Genomic DNA, 26247 nt, shown 5'->3' with positions numbered 1-26247 from the left:
TTTAGGAGCAACCCACATGGCCCGCACCGTTCAATGCATTAAACTCAACAAGGAAGCCGAGGGCTTGGACTTCCCGCCGTATCCGGGTGAACTGGGTAAGAAGATCTACGAGTCGGTTTCGAAAGAAGCCTGGGCCGCCTGGCTCAAGCACCAGACCATGCTGGTCAACGAAAACCGCCTGAACCTGGCCGACCAGCGCGCCCGCAAATACCTGGCGACGCAGATGGAAAAGCACTTCTTCGGCGATGGCGCCGATGCCGCGCAGGGTTACGTGCCGCCAACGGCCTAAGCACGCCCTACCCCGCACGCTTTAGTGACAGAGCAAGCTCCGTCGCTTAGGGGTCTGACCCGCAGGGTCAGACCCCACCTGGCAGTGCGGGTTAAAACTTCAGCGTCTTCACGCCCTCAGCGGTACCTAACAGGCACACATTCGCCCCCCGCGCAGCAAACAAGCCCACCGCAATCACGCCCACGATCTGATTGATCTGCGCCTCCAGCGCCTTCGGCTCGGTAATCGACAAGCCCGACACATCCAGCAGATAACCGCCGTTATCGGTCACAAACGCTTCCTCCGTACCCGGCTTCAGGCGCAGCTTGGGCGTGCCGCCCAGCTTGGCCAGCTCGCGCGCCACCGACGCGCGCGCCATCGGAATCACTTCCACCGGCAGCGGGAACTTGCCCATCACCTCGACCAGCTTGGAACCGTCAGCGATACAAACGAACTGCTTGGCCACCGAGGCCACGATTTTTTCACGGGTCAAGGCGGCGCCGCCGCCCTTGATCATCGCGCCGCTGTTATCAATTTCATCAGCACCATCGATATACACCGCGATTTCCGGCACATCGTTCAGGTCGAACACCTCGATGCCGTGGCCGCGCAGGCGGGCGGCGGTGGCTTCCGACGACGCCACGGCACCCTTGATGTCGCCCTTGATCTTGGCCAGTTCATCGATGAAGAAGTTGGCGGTGGAGCCGGTGCCGACGCCGATGATCTGGTTTTTCACCACGTAATCGATGGCGGTACGGGCTACAGCTTGTTTCAGTTCGTCTTGGGTCATGATAAATACTTAAGAGATGGGGAAATCGAATCCCGCTATTTTACCACCGCGCTTTTTGCCTAAAAATTGCGCACAGACAATACCGCTCAAATAGCGTACAACTAAAGCAACACCTGTGGTCAGGAAGGCCATGGGATATGCGAGAATGGTTGCAACGCAGTAGTATAAAAAAAAGACCGCCGGGGAAGAGACATGACAAGCACGAAAACCGTCCTGATTGTCGACGACAGCCGCGTCTCACGCATGATGGCGCGCCAGTACATCGCCAGCCTGCATGCCGACTGGATCATCGAGGAAGCCGGCACCGGGGAGGAATCGCTGCTCAAGGCGCGCACCGCCACGCCGGACCTGATCCTGATGGACGTCAACATGCCCGGCATGGGCGGCATCGCCGCCGCCGAACAACTGCGCCATGAATTCCCCGCCGTGCCGATCTCGCTGCTGACCGCCAACGTGCAAACGGCCACGCGCGAACGCGCGAACGCGATGGGCATCGGCTTTATGGAAAAGCCGATCACCGAGGCGCGTATCGCCCAGCTGCTGGCCACGCTGAAAGCGGCGTAATCATGTTCCAGCTCTCCGAACTGGAAAACGATGCGCTGATCGAGATCTTCAACATCGGCGTCGGCCACGCGGCCGCCTCGATGAGCGCCATCGTCAACGAAGCGGTGCGCATGTCGGTGCCGTCGATCAGCTTCATCGCGCGGGCCGAGGCGGCGCGGCTGCTGGGCGCGGGCGAAGCTGTGCCGGAGCGCATCTGCGGCGTCAGCCAGCACTATGCCGGCGCCTTCGAGACAGAAGCCATTCTCATGTTCCCCGAAGATAAAAGCCTGGAGATCGTGCGCCTGATGGTGGGCGAAGCGGTGCCGCTGAAGGAACTGACCGAGATGGAGCAGGAAGCCATGTGCGAGATCGGCAACATCATGCTCAACTCTTGCGTCGGCACGCTGGCGAACATCTTCCAGCGCGAGCTGCATGGCTCGCTGCCGCAGTACCATGTGGGCACCAGCGACGAAATCCTCACCGCCACCGCCGGCAGCAGCCAGGCCGATACCGTGGTGCTGATGCTGCACATCGACTTCGTACTGGAGAAGCACCAGATCCACGGCTACGTCGCCTTCGTGCTCGCCATCTCGGCGCTGCACGACCTGAAGGACCAGATCAATCTCTACATCACGCGCGCAATAGGCCAATCATGAGTTCATTGCGTCTGCCCTTGTTGGAGAGTGTGTTTTGCGCGGTGAGCCTGGGCGCCATCGTGCTCGATAGCGAACGCCGCGTCGTGTTGTGGAACAGCTGGATGGTCAAGCATTCCGGCCTGTCGCACGAGCAGGTGCTGGGCCGCGACTTTTTCGACGTGTGTCCCGACCTGCGCGGCGGCCGGGTGGACGCGGCCATTCAACACGCGCTGTACAACAACTTCCCATCGCTGCTGTCGCAGACCTTGAACAAGGCGCCGTTTGCGCTGTTTGTGCGCGACGAGCGCATCCAGCAGGCGGTGGAGGTGACGCCGATCGCGGTGGACAACGCGCCGCGCCATTGCCTGATCCAGGTCAGCGATGTCAGCATCGCCGTCACGCGCGAGAAGCTGCTGCGCGAGCAGGCCATGGTGCTGCGCTCGCAGACCTTTGCCGACGGCCTGACCGGCATCGCCAACCGCCGCCACTTCGACGTGGCGATGGAGAAGGAACACCGGCGCGCCAAGCGCAGCGGCACGCCGCTGTCGCTGCTGATGATCGACATCGACCACTTCAAGGCCTACAACGACCATTACGGCCACCAGAAAGGCGACCAGTGCCTGATCCAGGTGGCGGCGGCGCTGGCGGACATGCTGAAGCGTCCCTGCGACCTGATGGCGCGCTACGGCGGCGAGGAATTCGCCATGATCCTGCCGGAGACCGACGCCGAGCAGGCGATGCTGATGGCGGAGACGATCCGCGCGCGGGCGCAGGAGCTGGCGATTCCACATGAACGCAATACGGATGCGTCGCAACTGGTCACGGTCAGCATCGGCATCGCCACGCAACGCAGCGACGCGCCGGTGGAGATCGATGTGCTGATCGGCGCCGCCGACCGCGCGCTGTACCAGGCCAAGCGCAATGGCCGCAACCTGATCGCTTCAATGCTACCCGCGTGAGGACCGCTATGCGCAATGTGTTTTTATCCCTGCTGCTGGTGTCGGCCGGCGTCAACGCCGCACCGATCGACCAGCTGGCGTGGCTGACCGGCTGCTGGACTGCCGACGGCGGCGAAGCCGGCTCCATCGAACAATGGACCGCGCCGGTCGGCGATTCGATGATGGGCCTGAGCCGCACCGTCAAAGGCGGCAAGGTGGCCAACTATGAATTCATGCGCATCACCACCGCCAACGACGGCGCGGTGATTTTCCACGCGCAGCCATCGGGACAGGATGGCGCCAGCTTCACCGCCATCACGCTGACGGCGACGGAGGTGGTGTTCGAAAACCTGGGGCACGATTTTCCGCAGCGCGTGATCTACCGCTATGAAGCGCCGACCAAGCTGCGCGCCAGCATCGAAGGCACGATCAAGGGTGCGAACAAGCGCGTCGACTTTCCGATGACGCGCGCGACGTGCGCGGCTTACGTCCAGACGCGGTAAATCCAGTAGCGTTCATCCGTGGAGGCCAGCACGCGCGCCAGTTCCAGCGGCGTGTGGCCGGTGATCTTGCGCGCTTCGCGGCAGAAGTGGGCCTGGTCGGAATAGCCGCCGCGCGCGGCGATGTCGGACCACACGGCTTTCCCGGCCAGGAATTCATCGCGCGCTTCAAAGAAGGATTGCTCGGCGCGCTGGAAGCCAAGCAGCTTGCGCATCGGCTGTCCGGCGCGGGCCTTGATGCGGCGCTCAATGTTGCGCACACCGCGTCCGAAGGCGGTATCGGCGGCTTGCGCGGCCAGATGGCGCACCCAGTCGCCGGCCATGGCGCCGGCACCGCCCGGACGCGTGGCTTGCCAGCGCGGCTCCAGGAAGTTTTCAATCAGTTCCAGCCGCTCGGCATCGCTGGCGGCGGACAGCACCGCGTCCGACAATGCAGGCCAATCCTGGCCCAGTACCTGATCGATGGAAGCCCAGCGGTCCACCCATGCCGACACATCGACGCCGCTCAGCGCATGCAGCGCCTGCGGATACAGCATCACCATCAGAATGCGGACCGGCCCAGGATTGCAGGTAACCATGGGCCGCGTTTGCGGGCCGCCGAAAACCACGCGAATCGTTTCCCTGGGCACGTCCGCCGGCTCAACCACTTCCGCCTCGCCTTCGATGAAAAACGTCAGCGAGCAATGCGGCGTTGCGGGGAAATGATTGTAGCGGTCTGCCGCCTCCAGCAGCGGCGCTTCGATCGTGCTGCGAACGATGTAGGCCCGCACGCAGGACGCCAGCGCCTTGCGTGGAAAAATCAATCGTGTGGACGATTCGGTAAGCTCCATGTCAAACAGTTTATACCAATGGCGGATGTCGTAATCGTTCAATACTGGTTTGCCGCACCGGCGCACACTTGCGTCAAATTCAAAGAGGAGCCGCCATGCAGACCACACGCCAGATCAACGACCTGCCCGGTCCACGTCCGTGGCCGCTGGCAGGCAACCTGCCGCAGTTGCAGCCGCAGCGTGTGCATCAGGATGTGGAGGCCTGGGCCAGGCAATACGGTCCGCTGTTCAAGATGCGCTTCGGCCGCACGCCGATATTGGTGGTGGCCGGGCATGAACTGGTCAGCGCCGTGCTGCGCGACCGGCCGGATGGCTTCCGCCGCCCCTCCATCACGGCGGCCGTGTCCGAGGAAATGGGCGGCCAGCCCGGCGTGTTTATTTCGGAAGGTGCGGCCTGGCGCAACCAGCGGCGCATGGTGATGACGGCGCTGGCGCCGCATGCGGTGAAGGCGTATTTTCCATCGCTGGTGTCGGTCGGCCTGCGGCTGCAAAAACGCTGGCAACAGGCGGCGCGCGACGGTCGCGTGATCGACCTGGCCGATGATCTGAAGCGCTTCAGCGTCGACGTCATCGCCGGGCTGGCGTTCGGCACCGAGGTGAATACTATCGATGGTGGCGAGGATGTCATCCAGCGCCACATGGACGTGGTGCTGCCCGCCGTGGCGCGCCGTTCGCTGGCGCTGTTCCCTTACTGGCGCTACATCAGGCTGCTGCAGGACCGGCTGCTCGACGCCAGCCTGGCGGCGATGACCAAGGCCATCGACGACATGGTCGGCGCGGCCCGCGCGCGACTGGCGGCGGAGCCGGAGCGCCGCGCGCATCCCGCCAACCTGCTGGAAGCGATGATCTGCGCGGCCGACGAAGGCGACCGCGGCGTCGATGATGCGGCGGTGGCCGGCAACGTCAGCACCATGCTGCTGGCCGGCGAAGACACCACCAGCAACACGCTGGCGTGGATGCTGTATCTGCTGCACGAAAACCCATCGGCGATGCAGAAGGCACGTGAAGAAGTGCTGCGCGTGGCGCCCGATGCGGCCGCATTCACCATCGAGCAGATGGACGGCCTGGATTATCTCGACGCCTGCGCGCAGGAAGCCATGCGACTCAAGCCGGTGGCGCCGTTCATCCCGCTGGAAGCCCTGCGCGACAGCGTGGTTGGCGATGTGCAGGTGCCGAAAGGCAGCCTGCTGTGGTGCGTGATGCGCCACGACAGCGTCTCGGACAGCCACGTGCCCAACGCGGCCGACTTCAAGCCCGAACGCTGGCTGGCGGGCGGCGAGCAGCCGGTGAACAAACATGTCTCCATGCCCTTCGGCGCCGGCGTGCGCACCTGCCCTGGGCGCTACCTCGCGCTGCTGGAAATCAAACTCGCCAGCGCCATGCTGCTGTCCAGCTTCGACATCCGATCCATCGGCACCGCAAAAGGCGAAGCGCCGCAGGAACTGGGAGGCTTTACCATGTCCCCCATCGGCTTGCAGATGCGACTGCAACACTCCTGATATGCAAGCGTGTTTCCCGTGCGCGGCAGCCGTGCTACGCTGGTCCTGTCTGTCAACGGAGGGACGCGATGCGGTTTAAATTTGAGACCAGGCGGCAAGGGCGATGTTTTGCGGAGACCGAGCATGATGACGACGCCATCCGGGTCGAGATCTGGTACGACCAGAATACCGATCCGAAGAAGGTGGAGTATCTGCTGCATATCCGGGACGAGCCGCCGCCCAAGCAGATCACCGAAGCCGGCGCCTTGCAGGATGCGACCCGTATCGCCATCAATCACTTCCACGTCACCAAGACCAAGGATGGCGACGAATTCGAGATGCACTGCAGCCGCGTCACCGCACGCTGGCCTGGCCCGCTTTATAACAAACTGGGCGGCTAGGCGAGGTGCGCGCCGAATCCGACCACGCCCGGCGCGATATCGGCCTTCAAGGTCATGGCCGGGATGTCGTAGTCGCCGTAGTTCTGGCGACGGAAGGGAATCGGCGCAGTCGTTGCCAGCGCATCCAGCCGCTCGCCCAGCGCCGTACATGCCGCAGCAAAGCGCGCATCGTCGATACGGTCGCTCCGGTACAGCAGGAAAGGCGGCAGCACGTCCATGCCGGGATAGTAGAGAATGCCGTGATGGATAGGGAATAGCAGATCCGCCACGGCGCCATTGATGCCGCGCGGGCTGTAGTGCGACTCCCAGCCGCCGGCCGTCACCATCAGCATGGCGCGCTTGCCGGCCAGCGTGCCTTCGCCGTAACGATCGCCCCAGCGCAGCTCCGAGTGCTCGCCCACGCCATAGGCAAAGCCATAGGTGAACACGCGCTCCACCCAGCCTTTCATGATGGCCGGCATGGAGAACCACCACAACGGAAACTGGAAGATCACCACGTCCGCCCACAGCAGCTTCTCCTGCTCCGCCAGCACGGCATGCCCGGCAACCTCGCCGGCTTCAAGCGTCGGCTTCCACGCCATCGCATATAAATCCGAGACCTGCACGGAGTGGCCTGCCGCTTGCAAGCGCTGCACCGCGTAGTCTTTCAAAGCGCCGTTCAGCGAGTTGGCGGCTGGATGGGCGTAGACAATAAACACATTCATATGAAGCTCTCCTTGAAAACCTCAGCATAGGAGCGCATCCGGTATAGTAGAAATGAATTCCCAATATTCCAGCTATAGACATGACTAATCTCCGCCGCCTCGACCTCAACCTGCTGGTGACGCTGGACGTGTTGCTGGCCGAGCATAACGTCACGCGCGCCGCCGAGCGGCTGAACTTTTCGCAGCCGTCGATCAGCGTCCACCTGGCCAAGCTGCGCGACATTTTCGGCGACCCGCTGCTGCTGCCCGGCCCGCGCGGCATGCGTCCCACCGCGCGGGCCGAAGAATTGCGCGAACCATTGCGGCTGGCGCTGGAAGCGCTGGGACGGGCTGTCTCTCCCGCCGCGCCTTTCGATCCGGCGCAGGCGGATCACACCTGGCGCGTGGCGGCCAGCGACTACGGCGAATCGACCATCCTGCTGCCCGCGATGGCAGGCCTGCGCGCCGCTGCGCCGGGCACGCGGCTGGCGGTGCTGGAACTGGCGCCGCCGCTCATCGCGCGGCAGGCGGAGCAAGGCGTGATCGACCTCGCCTTCCACACGGCGCAAGACGCGCCGCCGGGCATGCGCCACCGGCTGCTATTCAAGGAACGTTATGTGCTGGCAGGCCGCGCCGACCATACGCGCCTGAAACGGCGGCCGACGCTCAGGCAATTCTGCGAACTGGAACAGGTAATCGTTTCGCCGGACGGCGGCGGCTTCCACGGCGTCACCGACAAGACGCTGGCGCAGCTTGGCCTGACGCGGCGCGTGGTGCTGTCGGTGCCGCATTTTCTGTTCGTGATCGCAGCGCTGGCGCGCACCGACCTGGTGGCCATGCTGCCGGAGCGGCTGGTACGCGACAATGCGGCACTGCGCATCGTCGCACCGCCGGTGGACATTCCCGGCTACGAAATGGCCATGCTATGGAACGAACGCTCTCACCGCGATCCAGCCCACCAATGGCTGCGCGACCACATCGCGGCAAGTGTGTAGACTTTCGGCCATGACGACACATCTCTTCGATCAATCAGGCTACGCAATCCTGCCCGACATGGTTGCACCGGAACGCTTGCAATTCGTCGATACCACACAAGCCAACTCGCGCCAGATGCTGGAGCTGGACTGGTGTGCCAGCCTCGCCGATGAAGTGCGCCTGAAACTGGTGGCGATAGGCCTGATAGCGAACGATTATGTCGCAATTCAATGCACATATTTCGAAAAGTCGACGGAACACAATTGGCTGGTGGCGCTTCATCAGGATTTGAGCATTCCGGTGAAAGCCCGGATTGAGCACGCAGCGCTCAGCGGCTGGTCGGAGAAGGATGGCGTGTTATTCGTACAGCCGCCACCAGCGCTCTGGAACAACTGGTCGCGCTGCGCCTGCACATCGACGATTGCGGCCCTGAAGACGGTGCGTTGAAGGTAATACCAGGCTCACATCGCGGCGGACGTCTGAATGAAGCCGGCAAGGCCAGCATCCGGGAGGCGACGAAAGAGGTGCCCTGCCCGGTCGCCCAGGGCGCCGGGATGGCGATGCGGCCGTTGCTGCTGCACGCATCGTCCAAAGCGACAGGCAGCAGCCGCAGGCGCGTGCTGCATTTCCTGTTCGGCCCACCCGTTCTGCCCTATGGGCTGGAGTGGGCCTGAAGCGAAATTAGCGCAGGCCGCTGGCGGCTTTGGCCAGGTCGGTGATGCGGCCCCAGTCGCCGGCGGCGATGGCGTCTTTTGGCGTCAGCCACGAACCGCCCACGCAGGCGACGTTCTTCAGCGCCAGGAACTGCGACGCCGTCTCTTGCGAGATACCGCCGGTCGGGCAGAAAGTGACATCCGGCAGCGGACCGTTGATCGCGCTCAGCATGCCGACGCCGCCCGCCGGCACAGCCGGGAACAGTTTCAGCTGACGGAAGCCCTGCTCGCGCGCCGCCATCACTTCCGACGGCGTCATCACGCCTGGCAGCAGCGGCAGGCCGCTGCTCTTGGCGGCGGCGATCAGCGCCGGCGTCAGGCCTGGCGACACGCCAAACACCGCGCCCGCATCGCGCGCGGCGGCAAATTCGTCCGGCTGCGTCAGCGTGCCGACGCCGACGATGGCGCCTTCCACTTCGCTCATGGCCTTGATCGCGCCCAGGCCGTGCTTGGTGCGCAGGGTCACCTCCAGCACGCGGATGCCGCCGGCCACCAGCGCTTTCGCCAGCGGGACCGCATGTTCAGGTTCGTCAATCGCGATCACAGGGATCACGGCCGAAGTACGCATAATGTCGAGCAGAGTCATGGTCATGATTTAGGCTTCTTTCTTCATCGAGAAATCTTCGTCGGAACCCGGCACGGTATTGCCGACCGGGTCTTTGTCATGCAGGCCAACCGTGGTGGCGATCGGCGACGGCAGCGGGAACGTGGTCGCGCCCTTCTCCGCTTCGCACACGCTGTTGCGGAACATCGAGAACAGCTCGCGGCCCATGCCCACCTGGTTCAGCGTCATGTCGGCGGTGGCCAGCGAACGCGCGTGCCATACGCTCGATTCCACCAGCGCTTCCAGCGTGCCGGTTTCGGCGCACACCTTGATGATGTCGCCGTCGCGCACCAGGCCCAGTGGACCGCCGGCCAGGATCTCCGGCGATACGTGGATCGCCGCTGGCACCTTGCCCGACGCGCCGGACATGCGGCCGTCGGTCACCAGCGCCACCTTGCGGCCGGCGTCCTGCAGGTTGGCCAGCGCCGGGGTCAGCGCGTGCAGTTCCGGCATGCCGTTGGCGCGCGGGCCCTGGAAGCGGATCACGGCCACGAAGTCGCGGTCCAGCGTGCCGGCCTTGTAGGCGTCCATGAAGTCTTCCTGCGAATTGAATACCAGCGCCGGCGCTTCCACCGTGCGGTGCTGCGGCTTCACGGCCGACACCTTCATCACGGCGCGGCCCAGGTTACCCTGCACCAGCACCATGCCGCCGTCCGCCGAGAACGGCGCATCGTATTTGCGCAGCACCTTGTCGTCGCCCGATTGCAGCGGCGAGTCTTTCCAGACCACGCCTTTGTCGCCTTCGCCCAGGAACGGCTCGGCGCAGTGCTTGCGCAGGCCCTTGCCCAGGATGGTGGTGACGTCGTCGTGCAGCAGGCCCGCATCCAGCAGTTCGCGGATGACGAAGCCGGTGCCGCCGGCGGCGTGGAAGTGGTTCACGTCCGCTTCGCCGTTCGGGTAGATGCGGCACAGCAGCGGCACCACTTTCGACAGCTCGTCGAAGTCGTTCCAGTCGATGACGATGCCGGCCGCCTTGGCGATGGCCACCAGGTGCAGCGTGTGGTTGGTCGAACCGCCGGTGGTCAGCAGCGCCACGATGGCGTTGACGATGGCCTTTTCATCGACCACATGGCCGACCGGCAGGTATTCGCTCGACTGGTCGCTGATGACGGCGGCGCGCTGGGCGGCGGCCTTGGTCAGTTCATCGCGCAGCGGCGTGTTCGGGGTGATGAAGGCGGCGCCCGGCAGGTGCAGGCCCATGACTTCCATCAGCATCTGGTTGCTGTTGGCGGTGCCGTAGAAGGTACAGGTGCCGGCGCCGTGGTACGACTGCGACTCGCCTTCCAGCAGCTCGGCGCGGCCAACCTTGCCTTGCGCGTACAGCTGGCGGATCTTGGCTTTCTCGGAATTCGACAGGCCGGTGGTCATCGGGCCGGCCGGCACGAACACCGCCGGCAGGTGGCCAAAGTGCAGCGCGCCGATCAGCAGGCCCGGTACGATCTTGTCGCACACCCCCAGGTAGACGGCGGAATCGAACATATTGTGCGACAGCGCTACGGCGGTCGACATGGCGATGGCGTCGCGCGAGAACAGCGACAGTTCCATGCCCGGCTGGCCCTGGGTCACGCCGTCGCACATGGCGGGCGTGCCGCCGGCGAATTGCGCCACGGCGCCGACTTCGCGCACGGCTTGTTTGATAATTTCAGGGAAACGCTCGAACGGCTGGTGCGCCGACAGCATGTCGTTGTACGCCGAGATAATCGCCACCGACGGCTTCTTGATCTCTTTCAGCACCAGCTTGTCGTTGGCGGGGAAAGCGGCAAAGCCGTGCGCAAGATTGGTACAAGCCAGGGTGCCGCGCTGCGGGCCGCCCTTGACGCGGGCCGCTTCGAGGTGGGCCAGATACGCGCCACGCGAAGGTTTGCTACGCTGGATGATGCGCGCGGTGACGCTTTCTAGGACTGGGTGCAACGCCATGATCGTTCCTTATGAATGGATTCCGTGAAATTTTACTACAAAATTGAAAAACCCACCGGCTTTTCGTAGACGGGCTGGCTTACGCTGGCGATCAGCAACACACGGTTGAACCATCCGTTTCGAGAGGAATTTATGGGCCGCCACGTTGAAACCGTAGTGAATTTACCTGATTTTCATGTATCATTTATCTACCCTTCTCAGCCAATCATATTATGCGCCAGCCTGCACTCACTTCCACTGCCAGCTTCCAAGCACTTGAATCCCACGCTGTCGACGCCAAAACCTGGCAACTGCGCCAGCTGTTTGCGGCCGACGCCCAGCGTTTCCCGAAACTGACGGTCGACGCGGCCGGCCTGTTTCTGGACTATTCCAAGAACCGCCTGGACGCCACCACCATCGGCCTGCTGCTGGAGCTGGCCCGCGAACGCGGCGTCGAACGCCAGCGCGACGCCATGCTGAGTGGCGAGAAGATCAATCTTACCGAACATCGGGCTGTACTGCACACCGCTTTGCGCATGCCGCGCGGCAAGGCTTTGGTGGTGGACGGCCAGGACGTCAACGCCGACGTGCACGCGGTGCTCGACCAGGTGAAGGACTTCACCGACCGCGTGCGCAATGGCGCCTGGCTCGGTTACAACGGCAAGCCGATCACCGACATCGTCAACATCGGCATCGGCGGCTCGGACCTGGGCCCGAAGATGGCGGTGCTGGCGCTGCGCTCGTACGCGCATCCGCGCCTGAAGATGCACTTCGTCTCCAACGTCGACGGCCATGACATGGATGCGGCGCTGGCGCAGGTCAAGCCGGAAACCACGCTGTTCATCATCGCCTCCAAAACCTTCACCACCGCCGAGACCATGCTGAACGCGGGCACCGCGCGCGCCTGGTTCCTGGAAAACGGCGGCGCATCGGACAACCTGGCCAAGCACTTCGTCGCCGTTTCCACCAACACGGAGGCGGTGAAAGCCTTCGGCATCGATCCAGCCAATATGTTCCCGTTCTGGGACTGGGTCGGCGGACGTTACTCGGTATGGTCGGCGATCGGCCTGTCGGTGGCGCTGGCGGTGGGCTTCGGCTACTTCAGCGACTTCCTGGCCGGCGCGCATGCGATGGACGAACACTTCCGCGCAGCGCCGCTGGAACAGAACATGCCGGTGCTGCTGGCCATGGTGGGCTTCTGGAACCGCCAGTTCCTCGACTGCGGCTCGCTGTCGATCGCGCCCTACCACCAGGACCTGAACCGCTTCGCCGCCTACCTGCAACAGCTGGACATGGAATCCAACGGCAAGCGCGTCACCCGCAACGGCGCCGCGGTGGACACGCCGACCTGCCCGGTGGTATGGGGCGAATGCGGCACCAATGCGCAACACGCTTACTTCCAGCTGCTGCACCAGGGCACCGACATCGTGCCGATCGACTTCATCGCCGCGCTGCGCGCCACGCATGACCTGCCGGGCCATCACGATGCGCTGCTGGCCAACTGCTTCGCGCAGTCGGAAGCGTTCATGACCGGTAAGACTGCGGACGAAGTGCGCGCCGACCTGGCGGGCCAGAAGCTGAGCGCCGAGCAGATCGAAGAGCTGGTGCCGCACAAGACTTTCCCCGGCAACCGTCCGTCGAACACGATTCTGATGGACCAGCTGACCCCTGGCGCGCTGGGTGCGCTGATCGCGCTGTATGAGCACAAGACCTTTGTGCAGGGCGTGATCTGGGACGTGAACAGCTTCGATCAGTGGGGCGTGGAGCTGGGCAAGGTGCTGGCCAAGAATATCCAGTCGGAGCTGACCGGTGAAGTGAAACCGGAGCGTCACGACAGTTCGACCAATGGTCTGATCTTCATGGCGAAGGCGGCGCAACACATATGATCACCGTCGCCTACGATGAAGTCATGCAGACCGGGGAATGCCCGCTGTGGCACCCGCAGGAGCAGGCGCTGTACTGGGTGGATATTCCCGCCTTTACCGTGCATCGGCTTGATCCGACCAGCGGCGCGCATCGGTCGTGGAAGCTGGCGAGCGAGCCGGCCACGCTGGCGATCAGCGACCAGGGCGGACTGATTGTCGCCATGCGCAGCGGCTTTGCGCATCTGGATACCAGCAGCGACGAAGTGCGCCTGACCGGGATTGTGGCGGCGCCCTATGATCAGTCGATTACGCGCTTTAACGATGGCCATGTCGATCCGGCGGGCCGTTTCTGGGTCGGCACCATCTACGAGCCGCGCGACAAGCCGGCGGCGGAGATGTATGTGCTGGAACAGGGCAAGCTGCGCAAGGCCTGGTCGGGCGGCATGACCAATTCGAATGGTTCGGGCTTCAGCCCGGATCAGAAGACCATGTATCACGCCGATACGGCTGCGCATCGCGTGACAAAGCTGGACTTTGATGCGGCTACTGGTACAGTGGAGAATCAGCGCCTGCTGCATCAGTTCTCGATGGACAAGGAGAACAACTACGGCGGCCGGCCGGATGGCGCCGCCGTGGACAGCGAGGGCAACTACTGGGTGGCGATGTTCGAGGGTGCGCGGATTGTGAAGCTGTCGCCGGAGGGCGCGGTGCTGGGCGAGATCAAGCTGCCGGTGCGCTGTCCGACGATGCCGGCGTTTGGCGGGGCGGATTTGCGGACCTTGTACGTGACCAGCGCGGGCGCGCGTCCGGCGCCGGAGTTGGCGCAGTATCCGTTGAGTGGCAAGTTGCTGGCGATTCGGATGGATGTGGCGGGCCGGGAAGAGCCGGCGTACCGCTCGCGCTGAACCCGCACTACGGACAGAGGGGTCTGACCCCGCATGGGGTCAGACCCCGCGACGGATCGCCTTGCGGGTTATAGCGCGGAGGTCAGTTGTGGACTCGGTGGCGCGGGCAGGGTTTGGGTTATACCCCGTATAATCCCCCTACGGCAATGTAGTAAAATTTCTTGCAAACGACGAATATAAGTAGTAAATTTACACAAAGCGGCCGCCCTAGCTCGCGGCCATTCCTTCGGCACTTTTTTTGCGACGATTTTCATATATGGCTCTTTCCGATTTTGACCTGGTTCTGTTTGGCGGCAGCGGCGATCTGGCGATGCGCAAATTGCTGCCCGCGATGTACGCCCGCGATGTCGCCAACGACTTGCCCGCCACCGCCCGCATCATCTGCGTCGGCCGCGCGGACGCCAGCCAGGAAGAATTCCTGCAAACCGTCGAGACCACCTCCAAGCCGCTGATCAAGTCCCCTGCCGTGACGCCGGCCGCGTGGGCGCGCTTTACCGCCCGCATCGTCTACGTGTCGCTGAACGCCACCGACGCCAGCAGCTACAAGCCGCTGGTCGAGGCGCTGCGCAAGGAAGACACCATCACCAAGGTCTACTACCTGGCGACGCCGCCGGCGATCTTCGCGCAGATTTGCGAAGCGCTGAAGGAAAACGGCCTGGTCACGCCGAACTCGCGCGTGGTGCTGGAGAAACCGCTGGGCCGCGACCTGGCCTCGGCCAAGCAGATCAACGCCGAAGTCGGCAAGGTCTTCGAGGAATCGCAGATCTACCGGATCGACCACTACCTGGGCAAGGAGACCGTGCAGAACTTGCTGGCCCTGCGCTTCGGCAACATCCTGTTCGAGCCGCTGTGGCGCCGCGAATGGATCTCCGACGTGCAGATCACCATCGCCGAGAAACTGGGCGTGGGCAACCGCATGGGCTACTACGATACCTCGGGCGCGCTGCGCGACATGCTGCAGAACCACCTGCTGCAACTGCTGTGTATCGTCGCCATGGAACCGCCGACCTCGATCGCGCCGGACGCCGTGCGTGACGCCAAGCTGCAAGTGCTGCGCTCGCTGAAAAAATTCACGCCGACCACCTTGGCGCAGAACATCGTGCGCGGCCAGTACCGCGCCGGCCACGTCGATGGCAAGGCCGTGCCAAGCTACCGCGACGAGCCGGATGCGCCGGAACATTCGCGCACCGAAACCTTTGTCGCCATGAAGGCGGAAATCGACACCTGGCGCTGGGCCGGCGTGCCGTTCTACCTGCGCACCGGCAAACGCATGGCCGACGGCCTGGCGGAAATCGTCGTGCGCTTCAAACAGATCCCGCATTCGATCTTCAACCAGCCGACCAACAGCTTCCAGCCGAACTCGCTGGTGATCCGTCTGCAACCGGACGAAGGCCTGCGCATGAACCTGATGGCGAAAACGCCGGGCGACGGCATGCGCCTGAAACAGGCGGAGCTGGAACTGGACTTCCGCGAGCAGTTCAAATCGCCGCGCATGGAAGCCTACGAGCGCCTGCTGCTCGACGTGCTGCGCGGCCAGCTGACGCTGTTCATGCGCGGCGACGAGCTGGAAGCGGCGTGGGAATGGGTCGAACCGATTCTGGACAACTGGGAATCGGACGACAGCTACCCGCTGCCTTACTCCTCCGGCACCTGGGGTCCGGCCGCCGCGTCGGCGCTGATCGGCCGCGACGGCCTGCAATGGCGCGAAGAAGTGCTGCCTGAGGATTGATGTAGATGCTGCTGGATTCCATCCGTACCCAACTCGACTCGCTCTCCAAATCGGAGCGCAAGGTGGCGCTGGCCGTGCTCGAACATCCGACGCAGACGGTCAACCAGAACATCACTGCGCTGGCCAAAAGCGCGCAGGTGTCGGAACCGACCGTGGTGCGTTTCTGCCGTACGCTGGGTTACGACGGCTGGCATGAGTTCAAGCTCAAGCTGGCCCAGGGCCTGGCGCTGGCCCTGCCCGGCCTGAACGAGCAGCCAACCCAGGACGACCTCGCGGCCGACCTGGTCAACAAGATCTGCAGCCGTTCGATCAACACCCTGCTCGACCTGCGCAACAACCTCGACCCGGAAGCGATCCAGCGCGCGCTCGACATCCTGTCGAAAGCCAACAAGATCGAGTTCTACGGCCAGGGCACGTCCGGCATCGTCGCCGCCGACGCCCAGCACAAGTTCTTCCGTTCCGGCGTGCCGACCGTGGCGTACGCCGACCCGCACATCCACAGCATCGCGGCGGCCCTGCTGCGCACCGGCGACGCGCTGGTGGCCATCTCGCAGCGCGGAAACAGCCCGTCGCTGGTGCGTTCGGTCAAGCTGGCGCGCCGCGGCGGCGCCGAGGTGATCGTGCTGGCGCCGTCCGGCACGCCGCTGGCCGACCTGGCCACGGTGCTGATCCCGATCGACCTGATCTTCAACATCGACCCGTACACGCCGATCTCGGCCCGCCTGGCCTACCTGGTGGTGATCGACGTGCTGGCGGTCGGCCTGGCGCTGCAACGCGGCCCGGAATTCCGCAAGAAAATGCAGAACGCCCAGAAGGCGCTGCAGGAATTCGACCTGCAATTCGATTCGTTCATCGGATAGCTTGCTGGCGGGAGGGTGTGCTAAAGTGCGGTCATTATGCCCAACCGCCCCTCCCAGCGCATTCCACTGCTCAGTACCCACGTTCCCGGCCTTGATGAGATCCTGGGCGGCGGCTTTCCCGCGCACAGTCTGTACCTGATCCAGGGCCTGGCCGGCAGCGGCAAGACCACGCTGGCCTGCCAGATCGGCTTCCAGCACGCGCACCAGGGCAAGAAGGTCCTGATCCTGACGCTGATCGCCGAAACCCACGGCAAGATGCTCAATCACCTGAGCAATTTCTCTTTCTTCGACGAAGAACTGGTCGGCGAGCGTATCGTCTTCATCGGCGCCTACAGCGACCTGCTCAAGGGCGGCCTGCGCGCGCTGCTCAAATCCATCGCCGCCACGCTGGCCGAGCAAAAGCCGGACATCATGATCATCGACGGCTTCCGCACCGTGCGCGAGGCCAAGCCGTCGGACGTGGCGCTGTCCGAGTTCATGCTGTCGCTGAATTCTCTGGTGTCGACCATGGAGTGCACCACCTTCCTGCTGTCGCCCACCGAGGGCAACCAGGCCGACTCGGAAAACACGCTGGTCGACGGCCTGATCGAACTGAGCCAGTTCGAGAGCGGCTTGCAGCTGATCCGCGAAATCAAGGTGTTCAAGCTGCGCGGCAGCAAGCACCTGCTGGGCCGCCATGTGTTTGAAGTGGGCGAGGACGGCATCGCCATCTACCCGCGCCTGGAAGCGGTCAGCACGGTGTCGGTGGCGATGCCGTCGGTGTCGCGCGAACGGCTGGGCTTCGGCATCACCGGCTGGGACCGGCTGACCAACGGCGGCGTTGCCAAGGGATCGACCACCGCGCTGCTGGGCAATCCCGGCGTCGGCAAGACGCTGATGGGCCTGCACTTCATCCACGAAGGCCTGCAACGCGGCGAACCGGCGCTGATCGTCGGCTTCTACGAATCGCCGCAGCGGCTGCTGGAAAAGGCGCGCAACATCGGCCTGGAGCTGCAACCCTACTTCGACAACGGCGCGCTGCAGATCATCTGGCATCCGCCGCTGGAAGTGCTGGTCGACAGCCTGGCCCAGGGCGTGCTGGCCAATGTCGCGCAGCGCCAGGTGTCGCGCCTGCTGGTGGACGGCCTCGACGGCCTGCGCGAGATCGTGCTGCACAAGGGCCGTTCACGCTCCTTCCTGGCGGCCTTCGTCAACGAACTGCGGGTGCGCAACGTCACCACCTTCCTGACGCAGGAACTGCCCTACTTCAGCCACGACCACGTGCAAAGCGACGAAGCCGCCTCGATGCTGTTCGAGAACATCATCCTGCTGCGTTACGTGGACGTGGCCGGCGTCAACCTGCGCCAGATCGGCGTGCTCAAGCTGCGTGAAAACAGCTACGACGCCGCCAACCACGTGCTGCTCATTTCCGACAACGGCATGAGCATCGACGGACCGGTACCACCTAGCGTACCGCCCGTGCTGAACCGATAACGGCTGGCCATGAGCGACCATCCCGCACTCATGGACAGCAACCCGGATGGCAAGCTCATTCTGGTGGTCGACGACGAATTCGACGTGCTGTCGGCCTACACCATGCTGTTCGAATTTCGCGGCTTCCGAGTACGCACCGCGGCCAACGGCGCCGAGGCGCTGGCCGCGGTGCGCCGCGAGCGCCCGGACATCGTGGTGTCCGACTACATGATGCCGGTGATGAACGGCGCCGCCCTGTGCGGCGCCATGCGCGCCGACGCGGCGTTGCGCGACATCCCCTTCATCCTGTGCAGCGCCGGCATCCTGCCCAGGGACTTGCAGCCGCCCTGCGACAGCTTCTTCCGCAAGCCGGTGCCGTTCGACACGCTGCTGGCCGAAATCAAGCAGCTGATCGGCCGCCGGGGCTAGCCGGTGGATGGCTCGGTCGTCACCATCGTCCTGCTGGCCGCGCTGCTGCACGCGACCTGGAACGCGCTGGTCAAGGCCGGCCCCGATAAATACCTGACCACCCTGCTGGTGGCCTGCGGCGCCGGCCTGGTCTCGCTGCCGCTGCTGCCGTTGGCGACGGCGCCGGCCCCGGCAAGCTGGCCTTGGCTGGCGGCGTCGGCCTGCTGCCAGGTCATCTACTACCGCCTGCTGGCGGCGGCCTACCGTCATGGCGACATGAGCCAGGCCTACCCGCTGATGCGCGGCGCGGCGCCGCTGCTGGTGGCGCTGGCCAGCCTGCCGCTGCTGGGCGAACGGCTGCACCTGCGCCAAGACATCGCCGTCATGCTGATCTGCGGCGGCGTGCTGACCCTGACCATCCTGCGCGGCGCCAGCGCCGGCGCCGACACCGACGCCAACCGCGCCGCCCGCCGCCGCGCCACCGTCTATGCGCTGCTGAACGCCGTGATCATCGCCACCTACACCATGATCGACGGCGTCGGCGTGCGCCGCTCCGGCGCGCCGGCCGCCTACACCATGTGGCTGTTCGTGCTGACTGCCGTGCTGCTGTTGCTGTGCTCTACCAGGCGCTGGCGCGAACTGCCGGCCTACGCCCGCAGCCACGCACAGGTGATGCTGCTGGGCGGGATCGGCACGCTGGCCTCCTACGGGCTGGCGCTGTGGGCCATGACGCAGGCGCCGGTGGCGGCCGTGGCGGCGCTGCGCGAGACCTCGATCCTGTTCGCCGCCGCCCTCGCCGCCCTGTTCCTGCGCGAACGGCTGGCGCCGGGGCGGATTGTCGCGGTCAGCCTGATCGCCTGTGGCGCAATTGTCATGCGTCTGGGCTAATCCGGCCGCGTTCGGAGTAAAATAAACGAGACAACAACTCCCTTATCAAATTGGCAGCGCTCATGAACCAACTCGAACAACTCAAACAATACACCACCGTGGTAGCCGATACCGGCGATTTCCAGGCCATCCAGGCCTATACCCCGCGCGACGCCACCACCAATCCATCGCTGATCCTGAAGGCGGTGCAAAAGGACGAGTACAAGCCGCTGCTGGAAAAAGCCGTGCGCGACAACATGGACGCCAGCACCGGCGAAGTGATCGACCACCTGCTGGTCGCCTTCGGCAAGCAGATCCTGCGCGTGATTCCCGGCCGCGTGTCGACCGAAATCGACGCCGCCCTGTCGTTCAACACCGCCGCCTCGGTGGCCAAGGGCCGCGAGCTGATCAAGCTGTACGAAAAGAACGGCATCGAGCGCGAGCGCGTGCTGATCAAGATGGCCTCGACCTGGGAAGGCATCCGCGCCTCCGAGATCCTGGAAAAGGAAGGCATCCACACCAACATGACCCTGCTGTTCTCGCTGCCGCAGGCCATCGCCTGCGCCGAAGCGGGCGCCAAGCTGATTTCGCCGTTCGTCGGCCGCATCTACGACTGGTACAAGAAATCCACCGGCATCGACTACCAGGGCGCGGAAGATCCGGGCGTGCAGTCGGTCAAGCGCATCTACAACTACTACCGCAAGTTCGGCTACAACACCGAAGTGATGGGCGCCAGCTTCCGCAACGTCGGCCAGATCCTGGAACTGGCCGGCTGCGACCTGCTGACCATCAGCCCGGACCTGCTGCAAAAGCTGGCCGACAGCGACGCCCCGGTCGAGCGCAAGCTGAGCTCGGACAGCGGCAAAAACGCTTCCATCGGCAAGATCGCCATGGACGAGCCTACCTTCCGCTTCATGCTGAACGAAGACGCCATGGCCACCGAGAAGACCGCCGAAGGCATCCGCGCCTTCGTTGCCGACACCGGCAAACTGAAGCAGATCATCTCCGGCATGCGCTGATTTTTCAGGCTTTCCCGGAAAAGGCAGGAGCGCGGCGCGGGCCGCTCTCCTGCCTTTTTTGCATTACAATCTGACATCAACTATAAAACCCACTACGAGACTCTTCCATGCGATCCGTCCCTCGTTGCACCGCTGTTGCCCTCCTTACCCTGTTGAGCGCCTGCGGCGAGAAGGCGGCCGAGCAAAACGCGCCGCCACCGCCCACGGTCGCGGTGGTCACCGTCGCGCCGAGAGCGGTGACCTTGAGCAGCGAGTTGCCGGGACGCACTGAAGCATCGCGCATTGCCGAGGTGCGGGCGCGCACCGCCGGCATCGTGTTGCAGCGGCTGTACAAGGAAGGCGGCGACGTCAAGGCCGGCGAAGTGCTGTTCCGCATCGATCCGGCGCAGTTCCAGGCCTCGTTCGACAGCGCGCAGGCGGCCGTCGCCAAGGCCGAGGCCAACCTGGCGCAGGCGGATCTGAAGGTGAAGCGCTACAAGCCGCTGCTGGCGGCGCAGGCGGTCAGCCAGCAGGAATACGATGACGCCGTCACCGCGCAGAAGCAGGCGGCGGCCGATCTGGCGACCACCAGGGCGGCCCGCACCAACGCCGGCCTGACGCTGGGCTACGCCACCGTCACCTCGCCGATTGCCGGCCGCGTCAGCCGCGCACTGGTGACGGAAGGCGCACTGGTCGGCCAGGGCGAGGCGACGCCGATGGCGACCGTGCAGCAGCTCGATCCGATCTACGTCACCATCACGCAATCCTCGGCCGATGTGCTGAAGCTGCAGCGCGCGCTGGCGGATGGCAAGCTCAAAAGCGCCGGCAAAGACCAGGCGCGTGTGACGCTGGTGACCGAGGACGGCCAGACTTATCCGCAGTCGGGCAAGCTGCTGTTCTCCGACGTGTCGGTGGACGAAAGCACCGGCTCGGTGTCGATGCGCGCCGAGTTCCCGAATCCTAACCGCATCCTGCTGCCGGGCATGTACGTGCGAGCGCGGCTGGAGCAAGGCGTCAACGACGCCGCCATCACCGTGCCGCAGCAGGCGATAGTACGCACCAACGAAGGCTCGTCGGTGCTGGTCGTCGGCGCCGACAACAAGGTGGTCTCGCAGCCGGTGGTGGCCAACGCCAATGAGGGCAGCAACTGGGTGGTCAGCTCCGGCCTGAAGGGCGGCGAGCGCATCGTGGTCGAAGGCTTCCAGAAGGCCAAGCCCGGCGCCACGGTCAACCCGCAGCCGTGGAAAGGCCCGGTCGGCGCGCAGCCGGCGGCCGCCGCGCCAGCCTCCGCGCCTGCCGCCACCAAATAACCGGGAGCCACAATGGCCAAGTTCTTCATCGACCGCCCGGTATTCGCGTGGGTGATCGCGCTGTTCATCCTGCTGGGCGGCATGCTGGCGATCACCGTGCTGCCGGTGGCGCAGTATCCGACCATCGCGCCGCCGTCCATCGTCATCACCGCCACCTATCCCGGCGCCACCGCGCAGGTGCTGGACGACGCCGTCACCAGCGTCATCGAGCAGGAGATGAATGGCGCCGACGGCCTGCAATACGTCGAATCGTCCAGCGAGGCCAGTGGTTCGGTCACCATCACCGTCACCTTCGTCCCCGGCACCAATCCCGACCTGGCGTCGGTCGACGTGCAGAACCGCATCAAGCGCGTTGAATCGCGGCTGCCGGCCGCCGTCACGCAACAGGGCGTGCAGGTCAACAAGGCGCGCTCCAACATCCTGATGTTCGTCGGCCTGACCTCGACCGACGGCCGCCTCGATCCGACCGGCCTGGGCGACTACCTGGCGCGCAACGTCGTCAACGAAATCAAGCGCATTCCCGGCGTTGGTCAGGCGCAGTTGTTCGGCACCGAGCGCGCCATGCGCGTGTGGGTCGATCCGGTCAAGCTGATCGGACTGAAGATGACCATGGCCGACGTCACCGCCGCCATCCGCGCGCAGAACGCGCAGGTCACCTCCGGCACGCTGGGCGATTTACCCAGCCCCGCCAGCCAGACCTACTCCGCGCCCATCGTGGTCACCGGCCAGCTGTCGTCCACCACCGAATTCGGCCAGATCGTCCTGCGCGCCAATCCCAACGGCTCGCTGGTGCGGCTGAAGGACGTGGCGCGCGTCGAGATGGGTGGCGCCAGCTTCAACATCAGCGCCCGGCTGAACGGCGCGCCGTTCTCCGCGATTGCGGTCCAGCTGTCCCTGACCGGCAACGCGCTGCAAACCGCCACCGCCGTCAAGGAGAAGATGGACCAGCTGGCGAAATACTTCCCGCCTGGCGTGAAGTACACCATCCCTTACGACACCTCGCTGTTCGTCAAGATCTCGATCGAGGAAGTGGTCAAGACGCTGCTGGAAGCGGTGGTGCTGGTGTTCCTGGTGATGTACCTGTTCCTGCAAAACATCCGCTACACGCTGATCCCGACCATCGTCGTGCCGGTGGCGCTGATGGGCACCTTCGCCGCCATGCAGCTGTTCGGCTTCTCCATCAACGTGCTGACCATGTTCGGCATGGTGCTGGCGATCGGCATCCTGGTCGATGACGCCATCGTGGTGGTGGAAAACGTCGAACGCATCATGAGCGAGGAAGGCCTGTCGCCGCGCGACGCCACGCGCAAGGCCATGGAGCAGATCACCGGCGCCATCATCGGCATCACGCTGGTGCTGATCGCCGTGTTCATCCCGATGGCTTTCTTTGGCGGTGCGGTCGGTGCGATCTACCGCCAGTTCTCGCTGGCGATGGTGTCGGCCATGCTGTTCTCCGCGCTGATGGCGCTGACCCTGACGCCGGCCCTGTGCGCCACCATGCTCAAGCCGGTGGAAGCGGGACATCACAACGAGAAGAAAGGCTTCTTCGGCTGGTTCAACCGCAAGTTCGCGGTGACGGCGACCGGCTACCAGGGCGTGATCGCCAGGATCCTCAAGCGCACCGGCCGTTACCTGATCATCTTCGCGCTGCTGTGCGGCGTGGTGGGCTGGCTGTACGTCAAGCTGCCCTCCTCCTTCCTGCCGAACGAAGACCAGGGCTACTTGATCGCCAACGTCCAGCTGCCGGCCGGCGCATCGACCGCGCGCACGCAGGCCGTGCTGGCGCAGGCCGACGCCTACTTCCGCAAGCAGCCCGCCGTGGCACGCACCATCGCGGTGGCGGGCTTCTCGTTCTCCGGCAACGGCCAGAACGCGGGCCTGGTGTTCATTCCGCTGAAGGACTGGAAGGAACGCGGGGCGGAAGACTCGGCGCAGGCGATTGCGCAGCGCGCGATGGGGGCGCTGTCCGGCATTCCGGATGCGATCATCTTCCCGCTCAGCCCTCCGCCGATCCGCGAGCTGGGCAACGCCACCGGCATCACCGCGCGCCTGCAGGACCGCAGCGCGCAAGGCCACGACGCGCTGATCGCCGCACGCAACCAGTTGCTGGGCCTTGCCGCCAAGAGTCCGATCCTGAAAGGCGTGCGTCCCGAAGGTCTGGAAGACGCGCCGCAGCTGCAAGTCGACATCGACCGCGAGAAGGCCAATGCGCTGGGCGTCTCCTTCGCCGACATCAACGCCATGATGTCGACCGCGCTCGGCTCCTCCTATGTCAACGACTTTGCCAGCAGCGGGCGGCAGCAGCGCGTGATCGTGCAGGCCGACGCGCCGCGCCGGCTGCAGCCGCAGGACATCATGCAGCTCAACGCGCGCAGTGCCAGCGGCACCATGGTGCCGTTCTCCTCGTTCGCCACCTCGCACTGGATACAGGGCCCGGTGCAACTGGTGCGCTACAACGGCTACCCGGCCATCAAGCTGACCGGCGACGCCGCGCCGGGCCGTTCCAGCGGCGAGGCGATGGCGGAACTGGAACACCTGGCGGAACAGCTGCCGCCAGGCTTCGGCATCGAATGGACCGGCCAGTCGCTGGAAGAGAAAACCTCCGGCTCGCAGGCGCCGATGCTGTTTGCGCTGTCGCTGCTGGCGGCCTTCCTGGTGCTGGCGGCGCTGTATGAAAGCGAATCGATTCCGATCGCCGTGCTGCTGGTGGTGCCGCTCGGCGTGCTGGGCGCGCTGCTCGGCGCGCATCTGCGCGGCCTGCCGAACGACGTCTACTTCAAGGTCGGCCTGATCGCCATCATCGGCCTGTCGGCGAAGAACGCGATCCTGATCATCGAGTTCGCCAAAGACCTGCAGGCGCAAGGCAAGGGACTGATCGAAGCGACGCTGGAGGCGGTGCACCTGCGCTTCCGTCCCATCATCATGACCTCGCTGGCCTTCATCCTCGGCGTGCTGCCGCTGGTGATCGCCACCGGCGCGGGATCGGCCAGCCAGCGCGCCATCGGCACCGGCGTGATGGGCGGGATGATCACGGCGACCGTGCTGGCGGTGTTCCTGGTGCCGGTGTTCTTTGTCGTCATCCGCAAAATCTTCAAGGGCAGCGAACGCCAGCGCAAACTGGCCGCACATGAACTGAATGACAAACACCATGACACCCATGACTAAGCCCATCGCACTGGCCTGCGCCGCGCTGCTGTCCGCGTGCTCGCTGGCGCCGAGCTACGAGCGTCCCGCCGCGCCGGTGGCGGCGGCCTTCCCGTCCGACAGCGCCGGCGCCGCATCGCGCACCAGCTTGCCCCTGCCGCTGCCGGCCGACGCCAAAGCCGCCGTCGATACCGGCTGGCGCGACTACTTCACCGACACGCGCCTGCAGCAGCTGATCGCCGCGGCGCTGGACAACAACCGCGACCTGCGCACGGCCGCGCTGCGCATCGAGGAAGCGCGCGCGCTGTACAACATCCAGTCCGCCGACCGCCTGCCCAACGTGAGCCTCGGCGCCACCGACACGCGCGCCAAGACGCCGGCCTTCCTGTCGACCACCGGCCAGAGCACCATCGGCAAGCGTTACGACGTCGGCGTGTCGGTGTCGTCGTTCGAGCTGGACTTCTTCGGTCGCGTGAAAAGTCTGAGCGACGCCACGCTGGCAAGCTACCTCGCCACCGACGAAGCGCGCCAGGCGGCGCAGATCGCGCTGGTGGCGCAAGTGGCGCAGGCCTACTACACCGAGCGCGCCTACGCCGAACAATACGCGCTGGCGCAACAGACCTACGAAGCGCGCGCCCGCACCTACAAGCTCACGCAGCAGCGCGCCGAAGTGGGCGCCTCATCGCGGCTCGACCTGCGCTCCAACGAAACGCTGATGGAAACCGCGCGCGCCGCCGCGCTCACGCTGGCCCGCCAGCGCGCGCAGGCCGACAACGCGCTGACGCTGCTGGTCGGCCAGCCGGCCACCGCCGCCGCATCCGGCGCCATGCCCAGCGACCAGCAGATCGACGCATTGAACGCCGTGCCGGAAGGCCTGCCGTCCGACCTGCTGGCGCGCCGTCCCGACATCCGCGCCGCCGAGCAGCGCCTGAAAGCCGCCAACGCCAACATCGGTGCCGCGCGCGCCGCCTTCTTCCCGCGCATCAGCCTGACGGCGGCGATCGGCAGCAGCAGTCCATCGCTGGGCGGCCTGTTCGACAGCGGCTCCGGCAGCTGGTCGTTCGCGCCGCAACTGACGCTGCCGATCTTCGACGCCGGCCGCAACAGCGCCAACCTGACGCTGACCGACGTGCGCAAAAACATCGCCGTGGCCGACTACGAAAAAACCATCCAGACCGCGTTCCGCGAAGTAGCCGACGCGCTGGCCGCGCGCGACTACCTGGGCGAACAGGTGAATGCCCAGCGCGCCGTGCAGGATGCCCAGGCCGATCGGCTGAAGCTGCTGCAACTGCGCTTCGACAACGGCGTCGCCAGCACGCTGGACGTGCTCGACGCCCAGCGCGAGCTGTTCAGCGCCCAGCAATCGCTGGTGCAGGCGCGCCTGCTGCGCACCACCACCGCCATCGACCTGTACCGCTCCCTCGGCGGCGGCTTGAAGTAAAATCCGGGGTCAGT

At 64.9% G+C, this 26247-nt stretch carries 27 protein-coding genes; 21 read left to right on the top strand and 6 right to left on the bottom strand.

Translation table 11 applies throughout. The features are described 5' to 3' along the window. The first annotated feature begins 16 nt into the window (after positions 1–16). Entirely contained in the window at positions 17–289 is a 273-nt protein-coding gene (locus GJ698_RS20790; RefSeq protein ID WP_154359771.1) for an oxidative damage protection protein, read from the top strand. A gap of 91 nt (positions 290–380) precedes the next feature. Here the strand turns inward: GJ698_RS20790 and rpiA are convergent, their stop codons facing one another. Both rpiA and GJ698_RS31200 read right to left on the bottom strand, forming a co-directional pair. Continuing rightward, positions 381–1058, bottom strand: a complete 678-nt coding sequence (gene rpiA / locus GJ698_RS20785) for a ribose-5-phosphate isomerase RpiA (protein WP_154359770.1) — start codon at positions 1056–1058, stop codon at positions 381–383. A gap of 9 nt (positions 1059–1067) precedes the next feature. After that, positions 1068–1190 (bottom strand): hypothetical protein, encoded by a 123-nt coding sequence (locus GJ698_RS31200; RefSeq protein ID WP_267874833.1) that lies wholly within the window; start codon positions 1188–1190, stop codon positions 1068–1070. Between the two features lie 60 nt (positions 1191–1250). Between GJ698_RS31200 and GJ698_RS20780 the strand changes: the two genes are divergently transcribed. Genes GJ698_RS20780 through GJ698_RS20765 form a run of 4 tightly spaced genes read left to right on the top strand, consistent with a single transcriptional unit; the run spans position 1251 to position 3677 of the window. After that, positions 1251–1622: a response regulator gene (locus tag GJ698_RS20780; protein ID WP_154359769.1), complete on the top strand. Its 372-nt coding sequence runs from the start codon at positions 1251–1253 to the stop codon at positions 1620–1622. A gap of 2 nt (positions 1623–1624) precedes the next feature. After that, on the top strand, positions 1625–2257 hold the full coding sequence (locus tag GJ698_RS20775; RefSeq protein ID WP_154359768.1) for a chemotaxis protein CheC: 633 nt from the start codon (positions 1625–1627) through the stop codon (positions 2255–2257). Beyond that, on the top strand, positions 2254–3195 hold the full coding sequence (locus tag GJ698_RS20770) for a sensor domain-containing diguanylate cyclase (RefSeq protein WP_154359767.1): 942 nt from the start codon (positions 2254–2256) through the stop codon (positions 3193–3195). The genes GJ698_RS20775 and GJ698_RS20770 overlap by 4 nt, the downstream gene beginning before the upstream one ends. Positions 3196–3203: 8 nt before the next feature. Then, positions 3204–3677 (top strand): DUF6265 family protein, encoded by a 474-nt coding sequence (locus GJ698_RS20765; RefSeq protein WP_154359766.1) that lies wholly within the window; start codon positions 3204–3206, stop codon positions 3675–3677. Here the strand turns inward: GJ698_RS20765 and GJ698_RS20760 are convergent. Further along, positions 3659–4546 carry a helix-turn-helix domain-containing protein gene (locus tag GJ698_RS20760; protein ID WP_229260097.1) on the bottom strand — a complete coding sequence of 296 codons (888 nt, stop codon included), beginning with the start codon at positions 4544–4546 and terminating at the stop codon, positions 3659–3661. The two genes, GJ698_RS20765 and GJ698_RS20760, sit on opposite strands and share 19 nt — an antisense overlap. A gap of 53 nt (positions 4547–4599) precedes the next feature. Between GJ698_RS20760 and GJ698_RS20755 the strand changes: the two genes are divergently transcribed. Both GJ698_RS20755 and GJ698_RS20750 read left to right on the top strand, forming a co-directional pair. Beyond that, entirely contained in the window at positions 4600–6003 is a 1404-nt protein-coding gene (locus GJ698_RS20755) for a cytochrome P450 (RefSeq protein ID WP_154359765.1), read from the top strand. A 68-nt stretch (positions 6004–6071) separates the two neighbouring features. Further along, positions 6072–6383, top strand: coding sequence for a hypothetical protein (locus tag GJ698_RS20750; RefSeq protein WP_154359764.1), 312 nt, complete (start codon positions 6072–6074; stop codon positions 6381–6383). On the opposite strand, the gene GJ698_RS20745 is transcribed toward GJ698_RS20750, so the two are convergent. Next, positions 6380–7087, bottom strand: a complete 708-nt coding sequence (locus tag GJ698_RS20745; protein ID WP_154359763.1) for an NAD(P)H-dependent oxidoreductase — start codon at positions 7085–7087, stop codon at positions 6380–6382. The genes GJ698_RS20750 and GJ698_RS20745 overlap by 4 nt on opposite strands. Positions 7088–7167: 80 nt before the next feature. Between GJ698_RS20745 and GJ698_RS20740 the strand changes: the two genes are divergently transcribed. From GJ698_RS20740 to GJ698_RS31440, 3 genes are read left to right on the top strand one after another with little or no spacing between them, the layout of a single operon-like run. Then, positions 7168–8061 (top strand): LysR family transcriptional regulator, encoded by an 894-nt coding sequence (locus GJ698_RS20740; protein ID WP_154359762.1) that lies wholly within the window; start codon positions 7168–7170, stop codon positions 8059–8061. A 10-nt stretch (positions 8062–8071) separates the two neighbouring features. After that, entirely contained in the window at positions 8072–8488 is a 417-nt protein-coding gene (locus tag GJ698_RS30685; RefSeq protein ID WP_208023856.1) for a hypothetical protein, read from the top strand. Next, complete coding sequence (locus GJ698_RS31440; protein ID WP_371865399.1) at positions 8485–8715, top strand: phytanoyl-CoA dioxygenase family protein; 231 nt, start codon at positions 8485–8487, stop codon at positions 8713–8715. The genes GJ698_RS30685 and GJ698_RS31440 overlap by 4 nt, the downstream gene beginning before the upstream one ends. 7 nt (positions 8716–8722) lie before the next feature. On the opposite strand, the gene eda is transcribed toward GJ698_RS31440, so the two are convergent. Further along, a complete protein-coding gene (gene eda, locus GJ698_RS20730) occupies positions 8723–9346 on the bottom strand; it encodes a bifunctional 4-hydroxy-2-oxoglutarate aldolase/2-dehydro-3-deoxy-phosphogluconate aldolase (RefSeq protein ID WP_154359761.1) in 624 nt (207 codons plus the stop codon). A gap of 3 nt (positions 9347–9349) precedes the next feature. After that, the gene (gene edd, locus GJ698_RS20725) at positions 9350–11275 is read right to left on the bottom strand and encodes a phosphogluconate dehydratase (RefSeq protein WP_154359760.1); all 1926 of its coding nucleotides are present in this window, start codon (positions 11273–11275) and stop codon (positions 9350–9352) included. A 212-nt stretch (positions 11276–11487) separates the two neighbouring features. On the opposite strand from edd, the gene pgi reads away from it, so the two are divergent. The 11 genes from pgi (at position 11488) to GJ698_RS20670 (ending at position 26233) form a co-directional block, all read left to right on the top strand. Next, the gene (gene pgi / locus GJ698_RS20720) at positions 11488–13140 is read left to right on the top strand and encodes a glucose-6-phosphate isomerase (RefSeq protein WP_154359759.1); all 1653 of its coding nucleotides are present in this window, start codon (positions 11488–11490) and stop codon (positions 13138–13140) included. After that, positions 13137–14024 (top strand): SMP-30/gluconolactonase/LRE family protein, encoded by an 888-nt coding sequence (locus GJ698_RS20715; protein WP_229260096.1) that lies wholly within the window; start codon positions 13137–13139, stop codon positions 14022–14024. The genes pgi and GJ698_RS20715 overlap by 4 nt, the downstream gene beginning before the upstream one ends. Before the next feature lie 256 nt (positions 14025–14280). Then, positions 14281–15753 carry a glucose-6-phosphate dehydrogenase gene (gene zwf, locus GJ698_RS20710; protein ID WP_154359758.1) on the top strand — a complete coding sequence of 491 codons (1473 nt, stop codon included), beginning with the start codon at positions 14281–14283 and terminating at the stop codon, positions 15751–15753. A 5-nt stretch (positions 15754–15758) separates the two neighbouring features. Then, on the top strand, positions 15759–16613 hold the full coding sequence (locus GJ698_RS20705; protein ID WP_154359757.1) for an SIS domain-containing protein: 855 nt from the start codon (positions 15759–15761) through the stop codon (positions 16611–16613). Positions 16614–16649: 36 nt separating this feature from the next. Beyond that, a complete protein-coding gene (locus GJ698_RS20700) occupies positions 16650–18086 on the top strand; it encodes an ATPase domain-containing protein (protein ID WP_154359756.1) in 1437 nt (478 codons plus the stop codon). A gap of 9 nt (positions 18087–18095) precedes the next feature. Further along, a complete protein-coding gene (locus GJ698_RS20695; RefSeq protein ID WP_229260095.1) occupies positions 18096–18494 on the top strand; it encodes a response regulator in 399 nt (132 codons plus the stop codon). 3 nt (positions 18495–18497) lie between these two features. Continuing rightward, positions 18498–19361 (top strand): EamA family transporter, encoded by an 864-nt coding sequence (locus tag GJ698_RS20690; protein WP_371865398.1) that lies wholly within the window; start codon positions 18498–18500, stop codon positions 19359–19361. A 62-nt stretch (positions 19362–19423) separates the two neighbouring features. Next, the gene (gene tal / locus GJ698_RS20685; RefSeq protein ID WP_154359755.1) at positions 19424–20359 is read left to right on the top strand and encodes a transaldolase; all 936 of its coding nucleotides are present in this window, start codon (positions 19424–19426) and stop codon (positions 20357–20359) included. A 107-nt stretch (positions 20360–20466) separates the two neighbouring features. Continuing rightward, positions 20467–21648, top strand: a complete 1182-nt coding sequence (locus GJ698_RS20680; RefSeq protein ID WP_154359754.1) for an efflux RND transporter periplasmic adaptor subunit — start codon at positions 20467–20469, stop codon at positions 21646–21648. A gap of 12 nt (positions 21649–21660) precedes the next feature. Next, positions 21661–24813: an efflux RND transporter permease subunit gene (locus tag GJ698_RS20675; protein WP_154359753.1), complete on the top strand. Its 3153-nt coding sequence runs from the start codon at positions 21661–21663 to the stop codon at positions 24811–24813. Further along, positions 24785–26233: an efflux transporter outer membrane subunit gene (locus GJ698_RS20670; protein ID WP_371865397.1), complete on the top strand. Its 1449-nt coding sequence runs from the start codon at positions 24785–24787 to the stop codon at positions 26231–26233. Before GJ698_RS20675 ends, GJ698_RS20670 begins: the two co-directional genes overlap by 29 nt. Positions 26234–26247: the final 14 nt, after the last annotated feature.

This window comes from Duganella aquatilis, from assembly GCF_009674565.1.
GTDB lineage: Bacteria > Pseudomonadota > Gammaproteobacteria > Burkholderiales > Burkholderiaceae_D > Rugamonas > Rugamonas aquatilis.
This window is presented reverse-complemented; position numbering and strand designations above follow the sequence as displayed.

Excerpts from the sequence above, each read along its gene's own strand:
- GJ698_RS20790 (WP_154359771.1), top strand. The coding sequence starts at position 17 with ATGGCCCGCACCGTTCAATGCATTAAACTCAACAAGGAAGCCGAGGGC.
- rpiA (WP_154359770.1), bottom strand. The coding sequence starts at position 1,058 with ATGACCCAAGACGAACTGAAACAAGCTGTAGCCCGTACCGCCATCGAT.
- GJ698_RS31200 (WP_267874833.1), bottom strand. The coding sequence starts at position 1,190 with ATGGCCTTCCTGACCACAGGTGTTGCTTTAGTTGTACGCTATTTGAGC.
- GJ698_RS20780 (WP_154359769.1), top strand. The coding sequence starts at position 1,251 with ATGACAAGCACGAAAACCGTCCTGATTGTCGACGACAGCCGCGTCTCA.
- GJ698_RS20775 (WP_154359768.1), top strand. The coding sequence starts at position 1,625 with ATGTTCCAGCTCTCCGAACTGGAAAACGATGCGCTGATCGAGATCTTC.
- GJ698_RS20770 (WP_154359767.1), top strand. The coding sequence starts at position 2,254 with ATGAGTTCATTGCGTCTGCCCTTGTTGGAGAGTGTGTTTTGCGCGGTG.
- GJ698_RS20765 (WP_154359766.1), top strand. The coding sequence starts at position 3,204 with ATGCGCAATGTGTTTTTATCCCTGCTGCTGGTGTCGGCCGGCGTCAAC.
- GJ698_RS20755 (WP_154359765.1), top strand. The coding sequence starts at position 4,600 with ATGCAGACCACACGCCAGATCAACGACCTGCCCGGTCCACGTCCGTGG.
- GJ698_RS20750 (WP_154359764.1), top strand. The coding sequence starts at position 6,072 with ATGCGGTTTAAATTTGAGACCAGGCGGCAAGGGCGATGTTTTGCGGAG.
- GJ698_RS20745 (WP_154359763.1), bottom strand. The coding sequence starts at position 7,087 with ATGAATGTGTTTATTGTCTACGCCCATCCAGCCGCCAACTCGCTGAAC.
- GJ698_RS20740 (WP_154359762.1), top strand. The coding sequence starts at position 7,168 with ATGACTAATCTCCGCCGCCTCGACCTCAACCTGCTGGTGACGCTGGAC.
- GJ698_RS30685 (WP_208023856.1), top strand. The coding sequence starts at position 8,072 with ATGACGACACATCTCTTCGATCAATCAGGCTACGCAATCCTGCCCGAC.
- eda (WP_154359761.1), bottom strand. The coding sequence starts at position 9,346 with ATGACCATGACTCTGCTCGACATTATGCGTACTTCGGCCGTGATCCCT.
- edd (WP_154359760.1), bottom strand. The coding sequence starts at position 11,275 with ATGGCGTTGCACCCAGTCCTAGAAAGCGTCACCGCGCGCATCATCCAG.
- pgi (WP_154359759.1), top strand. The coding sequence starts at position 11,488 with ATGCGCCAGCCTGCACTCACTTCCACTGCCAGCTTCCAAGCACTTGAA.
- GJ698_RS20715 (WP_229260096.1), top strand. The coding sequence starts at position 13,137 with ATGATCACCGTCGCCTACGATGAAGTCATGCAGACCGGGGAATGCCCG.
- zwf (WP_154359758.1), top strand. The coding sequence starts at position 14,281 with ATGGCTCTTTCCGATTTTGACCTGGTTCTGTTTGGCGGCAGCGGCGAT.
- GJ698_RS20705 (WP_154359757.1), top strand. The coding sequence starts at position 15,759 with ATGCTGCTGGATTCCATCCGTACCCAACTCGACTCGCTCTCCAAATCG.
- GJ698_RS20700 (WP_154359756.1), top strand. The coding sequence starts at position 16,650 with ATGCCCAACCGCCCCTCCCAGCGCATTCCACTGCTCAGTACCCACGTT.
- GJ698_RS20695 (WP_229260095.1), top strand. The coding sequence starts at position 18,096 with ATGAGCGACCATCCCGCACTCATGGACAGCAACCCGGATGGCAAGCTC.
- tal (WP_154359755.1), top strand. The coding sequence starts at position 19,424 with ATGAACCAACTCGAACAACTCAAACAATACACCACCGTGGTAGCCGAT.
- GJ698_RS20680 (WP_154359754.1), top strand. The coding sequence starts at position 20,467 with ATGCGATCCGTCCCTCGTTGCACCGCTGTTGCCCTCCTTACCCTGTTG.
- GJ698_RS20675 (WP_154359753.1), top strand. The coding sequence starts at position 21,661 with ATGGCCAAGTTCTTCATCGACCGCCCGGTATTCGCGTGGGTGATCGCG.
- GJ698_RS20670 (WP_371865397.1), top strand. The coding sequence starts at position 24,785 with ATGACAAACACCATGACACCCATGACTAAGCCCATCGCACTGGCCTGC.